Raw genomic sequence first — 15,933 nt, 5'->3', positions numbered from 1 at the left:
GGTGGACACCCTTGTCATTCGCTAACAGTTCCTACTGCAAAGCCTGTAGTGGACTTTCACCACCAAGTTATCACCCATGCCGGGCGCACATCAAAAAAAAGCGGGCATGCATCATGCATCCTCGCCTTTTTTAAAGTAGTAAAGTTGCTTAAGTTAATGACAATGGGATTTTTCCCAGGCTTGCTTCTTGTCCAATGCCAGACTAGATGGCTTTATCCCTCAGCAATACGTCAGCCGGGATGCCAGCCATGCGTCTGAGATCGAGGATGCTTTCCGTTTCCGAAATCGTTAATAAGCCTTTTTCAAGTACTAATTCCCTGACAGTTTTGCCTGTCTTCAGTGATTCTTTGGCGATTGCACTGGCTTTTTGGTAGCCGAGGGTCGGGCAGAGGGCAGTCGCAATGCCAGCACTCTCTTCCACTTGTTTGTAGCAAACCATCTCATTGGCTTGGATCCCTTGGATGCAGTTGAGCGTCAGCGTTGCGACCGCATGAGCCAAGCAATCGATCGATTCAAACAATGAATGGAAAATGATCGGCTCGAAGGCATTCAGCTCCAGCTGGCCGGATTCGGCGGCCATCGTGATGGTCAGATCGTTTCCGATCACGCGGAAAGCGACTTGCGAGACGACTTCGGGTATCACCGGATTCACTTTCCCCGGCATGATCGAAGAGCCATTTTGCTTGGCAGGCAAATGGATTTCACCGATGCCAGCCCTCGGACCGCTCGACAACAAGCGCAGATCATTGCTCATCTTTGATAAGTTTACAGCCGCCGTCTTGATTGCCGCCGACACCCTGACGAAACCATCCACGTTCTGGGTCGCATCGAAAAGGTCCTCCGCCTGCATGAATTCAATCCCAGCTACTTTGCTGACGCAGGCGGTTATGTTCTCCAAGTATTCCGTTGTCGTGTTGATGGCGCTGCCGATAGCGGTCCCACCGAGATTAAGGCTCTTCATCTCTTCCGCGGCGACCAAGAGGTGGCGGATATCCCTCTTGACGAATGATTGATAAGCCTGGAACGTTCTCCCCAAAGTAGTCGGAACCGCATCTTGCATTTGCGTCCGCCCCATCTTGATGACCCCGGAGAATTCCTCAGCCTTCTCGCCCAACGCGCTCTCCAGTTTTTCAAGTTCGGCTATCAGCTCCGGAAGAAGTTGCAGAACGGTCATTTTCCCTGCAGTCGGGAAGACATCGTTGGTGGACTGACACAGATTCACATCATCATTGGGATGAACGATGCGGTAGTCGCCTTTTCTCCCACCCAAAATCTCGATGGCGCGATTGGCGATGACTTCGTTGGCATTCATATTGGCCGAAGTCCCGGCACCGCCTTGGATGGCATCCACGATGAAAGCTTCATGAAAATATCCCGCCACAATTTCGTCGCAGGCCTGGACAATCGCATCCTTTTTTCCGACTGCCAGGTTACCCGACTGAGCGTTCACAACAGCTGCTGCTTTCTTTATCCGCGCCAGATTGCTGATCAATTCCGGATGCAGTTTCGTGCCCGTGATGGAGAAATTTTCCTTTGCACGCGACGATTGCACACCATAATACGCTTCTGTGGGTACCGCTAACGTTCCGATCGAGTCTGCTTCAATTCTCATGTTCATCTCTGTTTGCCCCCTAAAATTTTTCTGTAATTCATAGTCCAAACAATACCACCCCTGCAAATTGAATGAAACAGTTCAAAGAAAGTTGCGAACAAAACCGGCATATTCGACCTTTTCACAGAAGAATCACACGCCATTTCCCATGTAACTTTATTTTCTTAAGCCATGTCAGCATTCGTTTGCATCCCTTCCCTGTCAGGGTATAGAATCTTAAGCATACAAAGCCAACAAGACCAAAGGAAGGAACCTCTAATGGATAAAATCGATAAGCAAATTTTGAATATTTTGCAGATAAATGCGCGTGCTTCCCTGAAGGAAATCGCCGAGGCCACTTTTTTGTCCTCGCCGGCGATTTCAGCAAGGATCGCCCAGCTGGAAAGGAACGGCGTCATCACAGATTACGGCGCTCATGTGAACCTACAGACGCTGGGCTACAATATCAAAGCTTTCATCAATTTGGAGGTCGATCCCAAGCAAAAGCCGGTTTTTTATCCTTTCGTGGACAGCATCCCGAATGTGTTGGAATGCAACTGCGTGACCGGAGAATTCTCGATGCTGCTGAAGGTCGCCTTTCCGACGACGAATGAATTGGATACTTTCATCGGAGAACTGCAGCAGTTCGGCAAGACCTACACACAAGTCGTCTTCTCCACTTCGGTCGGTCCCCGGGGCATCCATTTTGAGGTACAATAAGCTCGAACGGGTTCGTTCAGCCCTGAAAGAAATTTAGGAAATCTGGCCCTGAATGAGCATCGTAGAGCGCAATGGGTCAGATTTATCTAATTTCCGAAGGGCTTACCCGTGAAGCTGGCCATCAAATTTGATGACGTGAAACATTTTGGAAACCCGTGAAACACCTACGGTGAAGCACTTTTCAATTCGAAAAATTTTATAGTTTCCTACTATACAAAAAAAGATGGATAACATCAAGTTATCCACCTCTCCGGGATTTGCCACACTCTATCGCAAACGTGTTCTGATTCGCAGGGGATTCCGCAAATCATCACACTCTATTATACGTAATACAGATTTTCTGACGGGTAAACCGGGTCGCAAGTGATATCCAGGCCAAGATTGCGAAGGATCTGATCATCGTCTTTGTTCAGGATGACAGTCGAGTGGGCTTGCACATCCTTCAACTCGGAAAGTTTATCGTAAGCCAACTGCGCCGTCGGGTTCGTGACCGCCGAAATGGACAGTGCGATCAGGATTTCGTTCGCCGTCAAGGTCGGGATGCGCTTATGCAAGCCATCGCTCTTCAGCTTTTTGATAGGCTCCAGAATGACCGGAGACAGCAACAGAATGTCGTCGGAAATGTTCGCCAGGGCTTTGATTGCGTTCAGGATGGCGGAAGAACAGGCATCCATCAGGTCGGAAGTCCTGCCGGTGATGATCCGTCCGTCGTTCAGTTCGAAAGCGATGACCGCAGGGATTTCGTTGTCGGTCGCGCGTTTCATCAAACGCTTCGCATATTCGCGGGCAGGCTTGACGGGAGCACGGTCTTCTTGCTTCAATTCGACCTCTTCCATGATCAGGCGCATGTGGTCGCGCGTCTCTTCATCGCACAAGCCCTTCTTGTAGTCGCATTCCGTGTCGAAGCTGCGGCGGATGATTTCCTGCTTCGATGCTTCCCGGATTGCTTCATCATCAGTGATGCCAAAACCGACGCGATTGACGCCCATGTCCGTCGGTGATTGGTAGACGGACTCTTTGCCGGTGATGCGCTCGATGATGCGTTTGATGACCGGGAAAGTTTCCAGATCGCGGTTATAGTTGACCGCCACTTCGTTGTAGGTCTCAAAATGGTAGTTGTCCATCATATTGACGTCCTTCAGGTCGACTGTCGCCGCTTCATAGGCGATGTTCAAAGGGTGCTTCAACGGAACATTCCAGACCGGGAAAGTCTCGAACTTGGAATAACCGGCCACGCGTCCTTGGCGGCGTTCGTGGTACAGCTGGTTCAGGCAGGTCGCCAACTTGCCGCTGCCGGGGCCAGGAGCGGTAACGACGACGATTGGTTTGGTCGTCGGAATGTAAGTGTTCTGGCCGAAGCCTTCTTCGCTGACGATCGTTTCGATATTGGAAGGATAACCTTCGATGGCGCCATGCGTATAGACTTTTATGTCGCGTTTTTCGAGTTTGTTGATGAACACTTTAGTGGCCGGTTGTCCATTGTAGCGCGTGATAACGACACTGTTGACGGCCAATCCGTATTCCCTCAGCTCATCGATAAGGCGGAAGACATCCATATCGTAGGTGATGCCGTAGTCCCCTCGGATTTTGTTGCGTTCGATATCCCCTGCATAGACACAAATCAGGATTTCCGCCTGATCCTTCAATTTCTGCAGCAATTTGATCTTGGCATCTTCATCAAATCCAGGCAATACGCGTTTCGCATGCTTATCGCCGATCAGTTTGCCACCGAATTCAAGGTACAATTTATCGTAATTATTTACCCGTTCCAGGATATATTTCGATTGTTCTTCAATGTATTTCTGTGGATCAAAGCCGATTTGCTTCATCTGTTTTCCTCCAGTATCTGTATGGTGCATTTGTATACCTGTCATTCGCTATTGTTTTCAACTCTAACTATTATAGAGGTTTTTCTTTGATTGGCAATACACATTTTCGGAGTCTGAGCATTTTGTCCAGCAGAAAAACTCTGGTTCCTCTTAACCCGATCATCCGTTTACCTATTTGCCCTTCAACAGCATGCGTGCCATAACCCATGCGGTGAGCGGAATGATTGCGGTCACTCCGATACCGATGACAAACATGGAGAGCACTTCCGAAACAAACACTTTTGCGTTCAGCGCCTCCCCGAAAGTATAGGACAGATCCCTGAACCAGAGGAAAAGCGCTAGATAAGCGCCGATGAAGGAAAAATACAGCGTATTCGTCGTCGTTCCGATGATGTCCTTGCCGATCGTCATCCCTGACCGGAACAATTCCTTGTCGCTCAACTGCGGATTGCGGTGATGGACTTCATACAATGAGGATGAGATGGAGATGGCCGTATCCGTAATGGCAGCAATCGTTCCGGTAATCATCGTGCAAATACCGATTTGGACGAAATCTACATTCACAAAAAAGGAAAGCGTCGTGTACTCTTCCACTTCCTCTGGCCCGAATCCCTGAATCAGCGCAAATCGGTGCACGACAATAATCAGCAAAAGCAAGAAAAAAGTTGTGACGATCGTGGCAATAAAAGCCGCCTTGGTTTTGATGTTCACGCCGTTTATGTAAACCAAATTGATGTAGCTGACCACCAAACACGCCAGCAAAGTCACAAAAAGCGCATGAAAGCCATTAATCAACAGCAACACCAAAACATAGAGCACCGCAAAATTGAAAAACAACGACAGGAATGAAGAAATCCCTCGTCTGCCGCCCACCACAGCCATCAGGAGCAGAAGCAATAGTGCCAATACCATCTGAACGCTCATTTCGGATCACCTGCTTTCTTGGGAATCAGGCGGACTGCGGTAACCATCGCCAACGGCACCGTCAAAACGATACCGATACTGCCCGCCAAAGCCCGGGTGATTTCCAAAGATAGCTGCATCGAAAAGGTATGGAATACGTCGGAGCCGTTCTCCAGATAAAAAACAAGCGTCGGAATCGCTCCGCTGACATAGGCAAAAAGCAGCACATTTGCCATCGTTCCCATGATGTCCTTGCCGATTTCGCGTCCCGACTGGAGTAAAGCTTTGGCGGATATCGCGGGGTCTTTTTCGTACAGTTCCTGGATGGCCGCGGTCATCGTGATGGCGACATCCATTACGGCACCCAAGGAGCCTATTAATATGCTGGATAGGAAGATGCGTCGCGGGTAATGCGTCACAAACTGCATTTCCTCATAGCGCAGACCTTGCCCGTTCGTCCCGGCAATGACCCCGTAGGCGATAATCAAAGTCAGGAATGTTCCGATCAAAGTAGAAAGGATCGCTGCGTAAGTCTTTCTGTTTCGGCCGCTGACCAAGAGGAGTGTCAGGACGGTCCACCCGAACACTGCAGCACTGCTGATCCATAATAATTGTGCATTATCCGCAATTTCATAGCTGTCCAAGGCGATACTGAACAGCAAAATGTTCCCTGCAATACTGATGAGGGAAAGCAGACCTTTTTTCCCCGCTACCGCCACCAATAAGATCAGAAACAAGGATCCAAAAAGGACAACATATTTATCCCGTTTTATTCCGGAAACTTTAGCTGTCAAGGCACCCGAAGCGCTCTCGCTTAAGGAAAGGAATACTTCATCGCCTGAACGATACATCTGGCTATAGGCAAGTGAGTCGGAATAGTTGTTTTCTATCACGAGCTGTGCCCCTTTCGACACCCCATTCATAAGTACAGCCGTCAGTTTTTGGTTGTATATGAGATAGCCTTCCCGACCTGCGCCGATTGTTTCATCGGTTCCAACAGCTTCCACTGCAATGATTTTGGCGATCGGCTCTTCGTACCACGCGTAGTTATGGTAGCTGAATAGCGTCAGCAGCCCCAACAACGCCGAAAGCAAGGTCAATAATATACGTTTATGTCTAAGCAACAATCCTTTTTTCATCCGTTTTTTTCCTCCCTCCAACAGATTGCCGCATGGATTTTATCCTAGATTGTGACAGAGAATCTTTTCCATACGGATGTCATCGCGCCATTGGCCTTGTGAATAGGTGAAGTGAGGAATGACGCCTATTTGTGTGAAGCCGGATCTTTCATACAGCCTTATTGCTCCGGCATTGTGCGAAAATACCCCCAATTCGATCCGCTGATAGCCGAGCTTGCGGCATTCTTCTTCGTACAGGGCCATGACCATTTTGCCGATTCCCTTGTTGCGCCAATCCGGAGCGCCGATGTAGATGCCCAGCCAGGCTGTATTTCCGTCGTTTTTCAGAAGCGCTGGAAAATCGCGGATGATTGACGCCATTCCGATTGGTTTGTCATCCACGCAGATGAAATAATTACGTTTGTTCGGATTGGACAGGCTCTCGCAGACGTCGCTTTCCGTCACCAAAGGCAGCTCGGCTGCTTCATCATAGTGTGGCGTGATGAATGGCGCTATGACCGGGTCATTTTCCCAACTGAGGATCTTCTGGATCAGTTTTTCGTTCAACGGTAAGTTTTTTAGTTGCAAATTCATTTTATTAACTCCTCATTATTTACACTGATCGATCATTCCATGCGAAAAGGATTGCACCTCTTGGTTAGGCGCAATCCTTTTTGAAAATCTGCAGAGTTCTTTTTTACAAAACCTTTTCGTAGCCCCAACGCATGTCGCTGATGCTCGTCAGGATGTGACCGCAGTAGGTATACCCGGATTTCTGTAGTGCCCGTTGCATGCTTTTGTTGTCGGGATGCGTATCGATGCGCATGCTGGTATAGCCTTTTTTACGCGATTCATCAGCAGCCCATTCCACGATTTCCCCAAGGACACCTTGACCACGGAATGTTCCTTTGATTGTGATGCGATGGATGACCGTGTAAGGATTATCCGTCAGCCATTGGCCTTCGGTAATGACTTTATAGGTTGGGTCCTCTCCGTAAAAAAAGGCAAACGTTGCCGCTGGTATGCCATCCCGCACGTAGATATAGCTGTATCCTCCGGCCATATCCTGTAGAATGACCGCTTCATTCGGGTACCCTTTTTGCCATTGATCGATGCCGGACGCCTTCAGCGTGACTTTCGCTTCATTGATGATTTCCATGATTGCGGGCAAATCTGCTGGCGTTGCTTTTCTGATCATTGCTCCACCGCCTTCCGTTTTCTATTTATATAAGATTATACCGGAAACCTTGATATTTTCAGTATTTTTTTCTGTTTTTCTTCATTTTGAGTGTTTCCATTTTTTATAGGTTGAACAACTTTCGGTACTGCTGGATATAGGACTGCTTTTGTTTTTTCAGCATGTATAGTGCATTCTTGATCTGATCCGGCTCATCCGCCATGTCCAAGTCTTCCTTTTGTTTTTCGATTCCTTCAACCACCGGCTCACAGTAGGCCGCTTCTTTGATTTCATCCAAAATGGCGATGATCTGCTTCCGCATCCTCTCGACACGGGGGCCTTCACCGGCCTTTATCTCATCCAGGCATTCGACGAGTTCCCGGAATGGAAGGTTCCTTCTGACTTTCCCACCCTTGATGCGGATATATTCTTTTTTGAATTCCGTCACTCCTGGCACTGATCCGTTCAGTTGGTACCACCCATCGTACAGGATCCATCCGCCTTCCGGTTCCTCTGGGATGAAGTCTCTCTTTAAAATGTATACCTCGTCCGCGCCGGTAATTTCCGCCACCCAACATTTGCTTTCGCTGTCTGCCGGACTGAGCTGCAAACCTAACTTCGACATGAAAAATTCCTCTTTCTGATCATTATTAATAGTGCTATATAGAATGAATTTAATTTCTACTCTTTTCGTTTTTCCAGTATAATTAAGGTAAAAAATAGGAAGGGTTGAATCCGATGGACGCCCAAATCCAACTTAATGAACTGAAGCAAGCAATGAAACAAACGAAGGATCGTAGACTTTTTGAACGCTACCAAGCTGTCTACCTATACTTAGATGGGCACACGATGAACGAAGTTGCACAAATCATCGGCCGTACCCGCAAGACCGTAAGCGGCTATGTTTCCTCCTACCGAAAAGCAGGCCTCGACGGCCTAGTCCGGCACCATTCAAATGGAAGGCCCAGACGGCTGACCGCTGATCAAGAGGCATCGCTAGCCACTATCGTATCCACCAAGCTTCCATCAGATGTTGCATTGGGAATGTTTGCTAACTGGACGCTCGCTCTCATGATTATGTATGTGGAGAGGGAATGGGGAGTCACCTACACCGTCCGGGGCATGTCGCTCCTTATGGAGCGGTTGGGTCTGTCCTACACGCGTCCCACCTATACGCTGGCTAAGGCGAATCCAGAAAAACAGCGTGTTTTTCTGGAGGAGACCTTCCCAGATCTAAAAAAAAACTGATGGAAGAGAAAATCGATTATCTCTTATTTCAAGACGAGTCCATGATTCGAGATTACCAAGCTATCCAACGGACCTGGTTTCTAAAAGGAAGACAACGGATAATCCCTACCTACGGAAAACATTGTGGTACAAAGCTGATTGGCTGCCTGGACTACGCGTCGGGTGAGATCCTATGCAGCGAGAAAGAGCACTACGACGCAACATCCTTCTTAGAATTCCTAGTCTTTGTTCTTGAGCATTATCCGGTTGGAAAGGTAGTCATGATTCTGGACAATGCCCGTATCCATCATGCGAAACTGATCCAGCCATTCTTGGAAGAGAATAAGGGGCGTTTGGAACTCGTGTTCCTTCCTCCGTATAGCCCTAATCTCAACTTGATAGAGGGACTATGGAAATGGCTGAAGGAGACGGTTATCAATAACGTATTTTTCTCAAGCGTCCAAAAGATCAATCTGGCGGTTCAGAGTTTCCTCACTTGGATAAACGAGCAGAGGGAGATTGTCATTGACCGTCTCTGCGTGAAAATGTAGGGTAATTATTTTATTCAACTTATATAGTTTACCATCAAGCAGCTTGCGCTTTACCTGATTCCATTAATTCATTATACGCTAACTCCATACTTGTGGATAGGAATTCACTTCCCGACTCGTGGGACTTTCTTCTTCGGAGCCTTTTCATTAGTTACAGACCCTCTCCTATAGTAAAATGTATCTATTGACAGACCAGTAGAAACATATGATTTGGGAGGTACTCTCATGGCAAGCAACCGGAAAAAAATCACTCTGGCCCTTATCAGTATCCTGACTGTGGGTGTCATCACGCTCGTCCTGCTCGCAAAGAACGGAAAAATCGAACGGATAGCTTTTGCCGAAGAAACGAACACGGAAGCCAGCCTCGGTTCACTGGATGAACTAATGGTGGGACTGTCCGACTATCCCGAACTGTACCGAGCGGCTTTTGAAGAGGATGGCATCGATCCGGAAGATAACATTTTCATCATCCCGGGAATGGATGCCACTTTGACGCTCCACCATGAGCACGAAGAAGCGGATATCTGCACTACGATGACGCCGCAAGGATTGGCAGTGAACAAAGATTACCTGTTCATTTCCGCCTACTGTCAAACAAAGGAACACAATTCCGTCATCTATGTGCTTGAAAAAAAGAGCGGTTCCTTCATCAAGGAAATCGTTCTGGACGGCATTCCGCATGCAGGCGGGATCGCTTTTGACACGAACCACGACCTGCTTTGGGTAACCTCAGAAAAAGGCGATACCGCGCAGGTCATCACACTTGCTTTGACGGACATAGAGGCTTATGACTTCACAGATTCTACTGAACCAATCGTCTACACGGACAACATCGAACTGCCCGACATCAAACGCGCTTCCACGATAACGGTCCATGGCGATGACCTTTATGTAGCTTATTTCAATGATGATGGCGCGAGCGTCATGCACCGCTATCTGATCTCCACAAAAGAAAATGAGGATGGGAAGGAAGTCCATACGCTCGACTCCGGGAAGAGCACGGAAGAAGCTTACCCCGACGATGTCGACAAGATCGGCAAAGAGATCCAAGGCCTGGCTTTTTACCAGGAAAAGCTGATGCTGTCACGCTCTTCCGGACGTAAGCAAGACTCGACATTGCTTTCCTTTGATCGTTTGGAGGAAAACGAAAATTTCACTGACAAGAACGCCAGCACCGAAATCACAATGCCGTCCTACTTGGAACAGATTGCAGTCGATGGAAAACAACTGTACATCCTCTTCGAGTCAGGTGCTTACCCTTACCGCGATCATGGCAACCCAAGCATCGACCGAGTACTGCGTGTGGAAATAGACACCTTGTTCTCGGAATGAATTGCCTACCATTATCGGAATTGAAAACAATACGCAAAACAGGGAGCTGCCTACAATTAAGACAGTTCCCTGTTTTGCGTATGCGATTCCCAACTCACTGTCCTAAAACTCAGTCTATATGATCGGTCAGCTCGATGCGTTGATCTCCTTCCAAAAGCTCCCTCACGATTTCCATGTAGCGCTTGGAGATTTTGCTGAGCGGACGCACTTTTGAATAGATGAAGCCGATGGTGTTTTTTTGATCGACATCCATCGGCACAACGATGATGTGATCCTGTGTGTTTGATTTCAGGAGACCGGATCCGACCAAATAGCCATTCGTCACAGACAGCAGATTCAACACGGTCGCGCGGTCACTGGCACTGATCCTCTGAGCATTTTGATCGACTTGAACCGACTCTTCCATCAATTGCAGGGTACTGTTTTTGCTTTGATCGAAGGATATCACAGGATAAGGGTGGAGATCCTCATGGGATATCTTCGCTTGTTTCGCCAACGGATGGAACTCGCTGAGGAATACATGCGGCTGGAACGCAATCAGCGGATCGAATTTCAGGTCGAATGCATCGAGATACTGTTTGATGACCTTCCCGTTGAAATCATTCAGATAGATGAAGCCGACTTCGCTGACGGCATCGCGCACATCTTCCATCACTTTCGAAGTGCTCGTCTCCAGGAAACGAAAATTCAATGATTCTTCCTTCTTTTCCGAAACCAGTCGGGCAAAGCCTTCCGAAGCAAAATCATAGTGCTGACTGGAAACCGAAAACAGTCTTCTGTTTTCGGTTGCAGACAGATAGCGGTAATCCAGCTGGTCCGCTTGGGCTACGATCTGATCGGCGAACTCCAAAAGCATAGCCCCTTCTTTGGTTATTTCGATCCCTTTTTTGGAACGCTCGAAAATCTGGATGCCATATTCTTCCTCCAGATCTTTGATGCTTGACGACAGACTGGACTGCGCCATATATAATTGCCTTGCGGCCTCCCGAAAAGTGCCGTATTTCGCCACTGTTATGACATATCGCAATTGCTGAAGATTCATATTTTTGCCACCTCGCTCTATTTTCCGATGGGTTCCCATCAATTCCACAAAAAAAGTGCATGCGCGTCAACAAAACACACATGCACAAGTATTCATCATCATTTCAGCGCTTCACTTGGATGCGGACGCACAATCTGCTCCATAATCCCTTTTACAGAGCCGGCAAAAACGCCCGGTTGTGGAGATCAAACGATGATAAGAATATTCCTGCATGTTTCTTACATCCGCACATACAACACATCATCTTCTGCATGGTTCTGCCTCCCCTTCTGTCCTCATCGCTTTCTAATAAGATAGCGATATTCTTGGCTTCTGTCAATCATTTTCACTTGTTTGGCCTCAAATGGATGCTTTTTTCATTGTAAGCTTCAATTATATGCTACTTGCAGCGTTTTTGTCCTGATTAGGCAGGATGGATACTCTGTTTTCTGGTATACTTCAGAAGAGACGACCGCGGCACTATGGCGGTAAACAGAGTCAGGAGCGATTCAGATGAAAAAAACAAACCAAAAGAAGCCCAGCAATAACAAACGCACTCGGCAGGACAAAGCAGCCGAACCTCAAAAAAGCTTTTCCACAAAAGGGGTTACACAATATCCCGTGACCGAACCAATCGAACTGCTGCCTTTCTTGCTGCAGATCCTCAGCAAACAGAGCCGCAATTCTGTCAAATCGATCCTAACCCGCGGACAAGTGACGGTCGACGGCAAGGCCACTACCAAGCACAACCACCCCTTGGAACCCGGACAGACAGTCGGTATATTGGCGAATAAGGAAGCCATCAAAAAGACTTCCTTATCAAGCCTCAAGATCCTGTTCGAGGACGAATCCATCATCGTGATCAATAAGGACGCCGGCTTGCTGTCGATGGCAACCGACGATCCACAGGAACCGACCGCTTACCGCCAATTGAGCCACTACGTCAAAGAAGACAACAAAGCGAATCGGATTTTCGTGGTGCATCGCTTGGATCGGGATACATCCGGCGTCATGCTGTTCGCAAAATCCGAAGAACTGAAAGAAAAGCTGCAAAATGATTGGAAGGATATCGTCAAAGAACGCATCTATACCGCTCTGGTCGAGGGAGAGATCAAGAATGATGCCGGAACCATCTCCTCTTGGCTGACCGAAAGCAAAGCCATGAAGGTGCATTCCAGTCCGAAAGACAACGGCGGTAAGCATGCCGTGACCCATTACCGGAAAATCAGAGGAAATCGGGATTATACGCTGCTGGAGGTAGAACTGGAGACCGGCCGCAAGAACCAGATCCGCGTCCACATGGAATCTTTGGGCCACCCGGTCGCCGGGGACAAGAAGTATGGCGCCCGCACCAATCCGATGAAACGTTTGGGATTGCACGCTTCCACACTCGCATTCATCCATCCCACGACCGGTGAACTCGTCCGCTTCAGCGCACCGGTGCCGAAAGCTTTCCTTTTGTATTCGAAATGACAAAAAACATGATTTCCATTGCGGGGAATCATGTTTTTTATTTTTTATGCAAGCTTCTGCTGGACCGGAATAAGTTGCCAAACGCCGGTTGGCGATCTAAAAATTCAGCCTATCCGCGGTAGCGCAGCGCCAGCCCTTTCAGGAAATTGCGCGCATAGCGGTCGCCGCAAGGCTTGTAGTTGCGGTGCCCTTCTTTGCGCAGAACAGCGCTCAGTTCGCTTTTTGATACGGTGACGCCTGCCGATTCCAGGATTTCAAGCATATCTTCGTTCGTCAAAGTCAGCGCAATTTTGACTTTCTTCAGCAGCAAATTATTGACGTTCCCGTTGTTCAACACAAATTCAGTCTTAGGTTCCGGTTCGCCGGGCTTCACTTTCGGCTTGCCGCGTTGGGAAGTGATGAGTCCGTTCAAGAACGACTCCAAGGTAGTATTGTCGCAAGCCAGTTGCTCGTCATCCGTTGGAGCGGCAGACCCAGCAAATTCTGTTGCTTCATCTTTTTTCGATTTTAGCAGCATTTTCTGCACTGCTTCCTTCGTCAACTCAATTCCACCCAAACGGAACACTTCCACCATATCCGCGTCCTTGATATCCAGCGCATAGCGCAAGCGGATCAATATATCATTGTTGTCCATAATTAGCCTCCAAATTTTCCTGTAAAATTATCCTTTTCCAGTATACCTTGTTGGCCTATGGAATGCATGCCTTATTCGTTTCTCATTTTTTTTAATTTCCCTCTTCACTTCTCACGCAAATATGTTATAATCAAATATACGAGCAGGTGGTTCATCTGTTTAACGGTTCCTTAGCTCAGCGGGAGAGCACTACCTTGACATGGTAGGGGTCGCTGGTTCAATCCCAGTAGGGACCATCAAGATTCAGCACATTATAGTGAGTAAAGAGGCACAATCGAAAAAAACTCGATTGTGCCTCTTTTTATGTTCATTTCTGCAAGAGCCTGTACATCAATTAGCAGCTTCCGGAGCCTCGCTCATTGTTGCATCCAAAAGATATTCGCCTTTACTGCTGTTTCCCTCTGTGGCGAAACGCGCATCGAGATCATTGAAATGCCACCATTCCGAAGCCAAGGGAGTAAGGCCGGCATCCGTGCTGTAGCGCTGCAGGAGGATCGCTGCCTCATTCATCGTATCAGCCAAAGTGGCTTGAACCCAAGCGGTCGGGGAACTGGATTTGACCGGTCCGGTGAACGTAGCCGAAGCCATGCTCAATTCATGGATGGTTGTCGGCATCGTGTATTCCGTGTAGCCCGTTATGGCGGTCGCGGCATAATCGCCGATGACAATTTCCTGCTGTTCCGTTACTTTCGCCAGCGTGACATCGATGGCATAACCCATCTGATGATTCGAAACGCTCGTCGCGATGAACCAGTTGGTGTCCCAAGGAGGTGTGTTGATGCCCGCCATCACTTCCGGATCGGCCATAGCCAAAGCAGTCAAAGCGTCCACCGTCAGCGTCTGGACGGAATAAGGACGATACCCCTCATAAATGACCAAGGTGTTCCCCTCCGCCAAGGCGGCTTGTTGCGCCAAATAAATTTTCTTCGACATACTGTAGAGCACCGGCACGATATCGGATACCTTACCCAGACGTATGTTGTAGGCTTTTCCGTCATAAAGCGCCACTCCCGTTATGCCGGGAATCGTTTTTCCGGAAGAAACGAACTTGGAGGCGTACGTATTGGTATTGTCATAGATGATGGACGGGATTACATCCGGAAGATTGATGAAACAATGAATATGCTCCACCCATCCTGATTCAGTAGCGGTCCGGACATACCACCAGTCACCCACCTCTTCAAGAACTTCAAAAGCGGTTCCTGCCTCCAAAGCGGAAATCGTCTCGGACTCGGCATCAGCAGTCGCCTTCAGATCCATCCCAATTGAGGCATAGCCGGTCGCTCCGCTGACGGGAAGTTCCAGATCTCCTTCATACCCCAAAGGTTCCGGCTCTTCCGGCTCGACCACCGCTGTATCATCTTCAACGGGTATAGCTTCTTCTGAAGTCACCGCTTCGACAGCTGAACTCGTCGAAGCGATCTCCGACTCCTCTGTTTCCGTCTGTTCATCCGAGCCGGAGCAAGCCGACAGCACAGCAACCATCAGGATGCCGATGACAGCGCGGGGCCAATTTTTATTGATTTTCATTTATATGCAGTCCTCCATTACGCGGATACGATCATTTTTACTAGTTCCAACAGCAACAGATGGAACGGATAGAAAGCATAGAAACCCCATTTCATCAGGTTGGATTTCTTGCCTTGACGGCCTTTGTATAAAAGCAACAGCGGCACAGCCAGAAAAATACCGACTTGGTAGGATTGCGTCCAACCGATTTCTCGGATGGACGGGATGATGTGGAATAAAGTCCCTATCACTGCAAAGCTCAGCAGCTGCTTTTCGATTTGTCCCCTGAACAATCCAAAAAACAGGATCCACAAGGCCGCTACATAATTCCAATCAGCCGGGACCGCAAACAGACAGCAAAGCAAAACGATTGTTGCTTTAAGCGGAAGGGACCAGTCCTCCTGTTTTGCCGCCGCTAAGGCCACCAAGCCTAGCGCCAAGCCCCAGATGACGCTCGTGGCTTGCCACCACGGGAGGCCGAAATACCAGACATACGGGAAATGCGAGACTGCGGCAAACAGCATTAACCGCACGATATATTTTTTCAAATCGGATGTGTAATGATAGCCTTCCGCAATCATATAGCACATGATTGGTGCGGCAATCCGCCCCGCTATCCGCAGCACCACACCTTCAAGGCTGTCCTGCGGCCCAAATACCGCAAAGATATGATCGAAAAACATTGCGAATATGGCAAGGTTCTTCAATGTATAGGATGATAGGTCTTTTTGACTCTCGCGAATGCCCTGCATAGGGGTGCTCCTCACTGTCACTTGTTTTCACTGCCTTTTCTGTAAATGGATGACCGACCTGTCCGCCAGTCCGGTCCTTTTCCACAGTATAGGCTT

At 48.4% G+C, this 15,933-nt stretch carries 15 protein-coding genes and 1 tRNA gene; 5 read left to right on the top strand and 11 right to left on the bottom strand.

Going from position 1 to position 15,933, the window contains the following annotated elements:
- Positions 1–202: 202 nt before the first annotated feature.
- A complete protein-coding gene (locus ACTCCX_RS09835) occupies positions 203–1,618 on the bottom strand; it encodes an aspartate ammonia-lyase (RefSeq protein ID WP_463275822.1) in 1,416 nt (471 codons plus the stop codon).
- A gap of 252 nt (positions 1,619–1,870) precedes the next feature.
- Here ACTCCX_RS09835 and ACTCCX_RS09830 point away from each other — a divergent pair, with 252 nt between their 5' ends.
- Positions 1,871–2,311 carry an Lrp/AsnC family transcriptional regulator gene (locus ACTCCX_RS09830; protein WP_463275821.1) on the top strand — a complete coding sequence of 147 codons (441 nt, stop codon included), beginning with the start codon at positions 1,871–1,873 and terminating at the stop codon, positions 2,309–2,311.
- Between the two features lie 320 nt (positions 2,312–2,631).
- On the opposite strand, the gene ACTCCX_RS09825 is transcribed toward ACTCCX_RS09830, so the two are convergent.
- The 6 genes from ACTCCX_RS09825 to ACTCCX_RS09800 form a co-directional block, all read right to left on the bottom strand.
- The gene (locus ACTCCX_RS09825; protein WP_463275820.1) at positions 2,632–4,140 is read right to left on the bottom strand and encodes a DUF1846 domain-containing protein; all 1,509 of its coding nucleotides are present in this window, start codon (positions 4,138–4,140) and stop codon (positions 2,632–2,634) included.
- A gap of 171 nt (positions 4,141–4,311) precedes the next feature.
- On the bottom strand, positions 4,312–5,064 hold the full coding sequence (locus ACTCCX_RS09820; RefSeq protein ID WP_463275819.1) for a YibE/F family protein: 753 nt from the start codon (positions 5,062–5,064) through the stop codon (positions 4,312–4,314).
- A complete protein-coding gene (locus ACTCCX_RS09815) occupies positions 5,061–6,182 on the bottom strand; it encodes a YibE/F family protein (RefSeq protein WP_463275818.1) in 1,122 nt (373 codons plus the stop codon). Before ACTCCX_RS09815 ends, ACTCCX_RS09820 begins: the two co-directional genes overlap by 4 nt.
- A gap of 39 nt (positions 6,183–6,221) precedes the next feature.
- Positions 6,222–6,755, bottom strand: a complete 534-nt coding sequence (locus ACTCCX_RS09810) for an N-acetyltransferase family protein (RefSeq protein WP_463275817.1) — start codon at positions 6,753–6,755, stop codon at positions 6,222–6,224.
- Between the two features lie 103 nt (positions 6,756–6,858).
- Positions 6,859–7,359, bottom strand: coding sequence for an N-acetyltransferase family protein (locus tag ACTCCX_RS09805; protein WP_463275816.1), 501 nt, complete (start codon positions 7,357–7,359; stop codon positions 6,859–6,861).
- A gap of 103 nt (positions 7,360–7,462) precedes the next feature.
- Positions 7,463–7,963 carry a hypothetical protein gene (locus ACTCCX_RS09800; RefSeq protein WP_463275815.1) on the bottom strand — a complete coding sequence of 167 codons (501 nt, stop codon included), beginning with the start codon at positions 7,961–7,963 and terminating at the stop codon, positions 7,463–7,465.
- Between the two features lie 113 nt (positions 7,964–8,076).
- Here ACTCCX_RS09800 and ACTCCX_RS09795 point away from each other — a divergent pair.
- Both ACTCCX_RS09795 and ACTCCX_RS09790 read left to right on the top strand, forming a co-directional pair.
- Positions 8,077–9,116 (top strand): IS630 family transposase gene (locus ACTCCX_RS09795; RefSeq protein WP_463275814.1). Its coding sequence is split into 2 segments (ribosomal slippage): positions 8,077–8,574 and positions 8,577–9,116, totalling 1,038 coding nucleotides; the frame shifts between segments, so codons are not numbered across the junction.
- Between the two features lie 225 nt (positions 9,117–9,341).
- Entirely contained in the window at positions 9,342–10,448 is a 1,107-nt protein-coding gene (locus ACTCCX_RS09790) for a YncE family protein (RefSeq protein WP_463275813.1), read from the top strand.
- Positions 10,449–10,557: 109 nt separating this feature from the next.
- Here ACTCCX_RS09790 and ACTCCX_RS09785 read toward each other — a convergent pair whose 3' ends face one another.
- Positions 10,558–11,490 carry a LysR family transcriptional regulator gene (locus tag ACTCCX_RS09785; RefSeq protein ID WP_463275812.1) on the bottom strand — a complete coding sequence of 311 codons (933 nt, stop codon included), beginning with the start codon at positions 11,488–11,490 and terminating at the stop codon, positions 10,558–10,560.
- Between the two features lie 492 nt (positions 11,491–11,982).
- Between ACTCCX_RS09785 and ACTCCX_RS09780 the strand changes: the two genes are divergently transcribed.
- On the top strand, positions 11,983–12,942 hold the full coding sequence (locus ACTCCX_RS09780) for an RluA family pseudouridine synthase (protein WP_463275811.1): 960 nt from the start codon (positions 11,983–11,985) through the stop codon (positions 12,940–12,942).
- 109 nt (positions 12,943–13,051) lie between these two features.
- Here ACTCCX_RS09780 and ACTCCX_RS09775 read toward each other — a convergent pair whose 3' ends face one another.
- Entirely contained in the window at positions 13,052–13,576 is a 525-nt protein-coding gene (locus tag ACTCCX_RS09775; RefSeq protein WP_463275810.1) for a YehS family protein, read from the bottom strand.
- 164 nt (positions 13,577–13,740) lie between these two features.
- Between ACTCCX_RS09775 and ACTCCX_RS09770 the strand changes: the two genes are divergently transcribed.
- Positions 13,741–13,812 (top strand) — tRNA-Val (locus ACTCCX_RS09770).
- 94 nt (positions 13,813–13,906) lie between these two features.
- On the opposite strand, the gene ACTCCX_RS09765 is transcribed toward ACTCCX_RS09770, so the two are convergent.
- The gene (locus ACTCCX_RS09765) at positions 13,907–15,106 is read right to left on the bottom strand and encodes an SH3 domain-containing protein (protein ID WP_463275809.1); all 1,200 of its coding nucleotides are present in this window, start codon (positions 15,104–15,106) and stop codon (positions 13,907–13,909) included.
- Between the two features lie 17 nt (positions 15,107–15,123).
- Entirely contained in the window at positions 15,124–15,837 is a 714-nt protein-coding gene (locus tag ACTCCX_RS09760; RefSeq protein ID WP_463275808.1) for a TraX family protein, read from the bottom strand.
- Positions 15,838–15,933: the final 96 nt, after the last annotated feature.

Source organism: Trichococcus sp. (assembly GCF_055118575.1).
The sequence above is the reverse complement of the archived record's forward strand: the minus strand, read 5'-3'. Positions and strand labels throughout refer to the sequence as shown.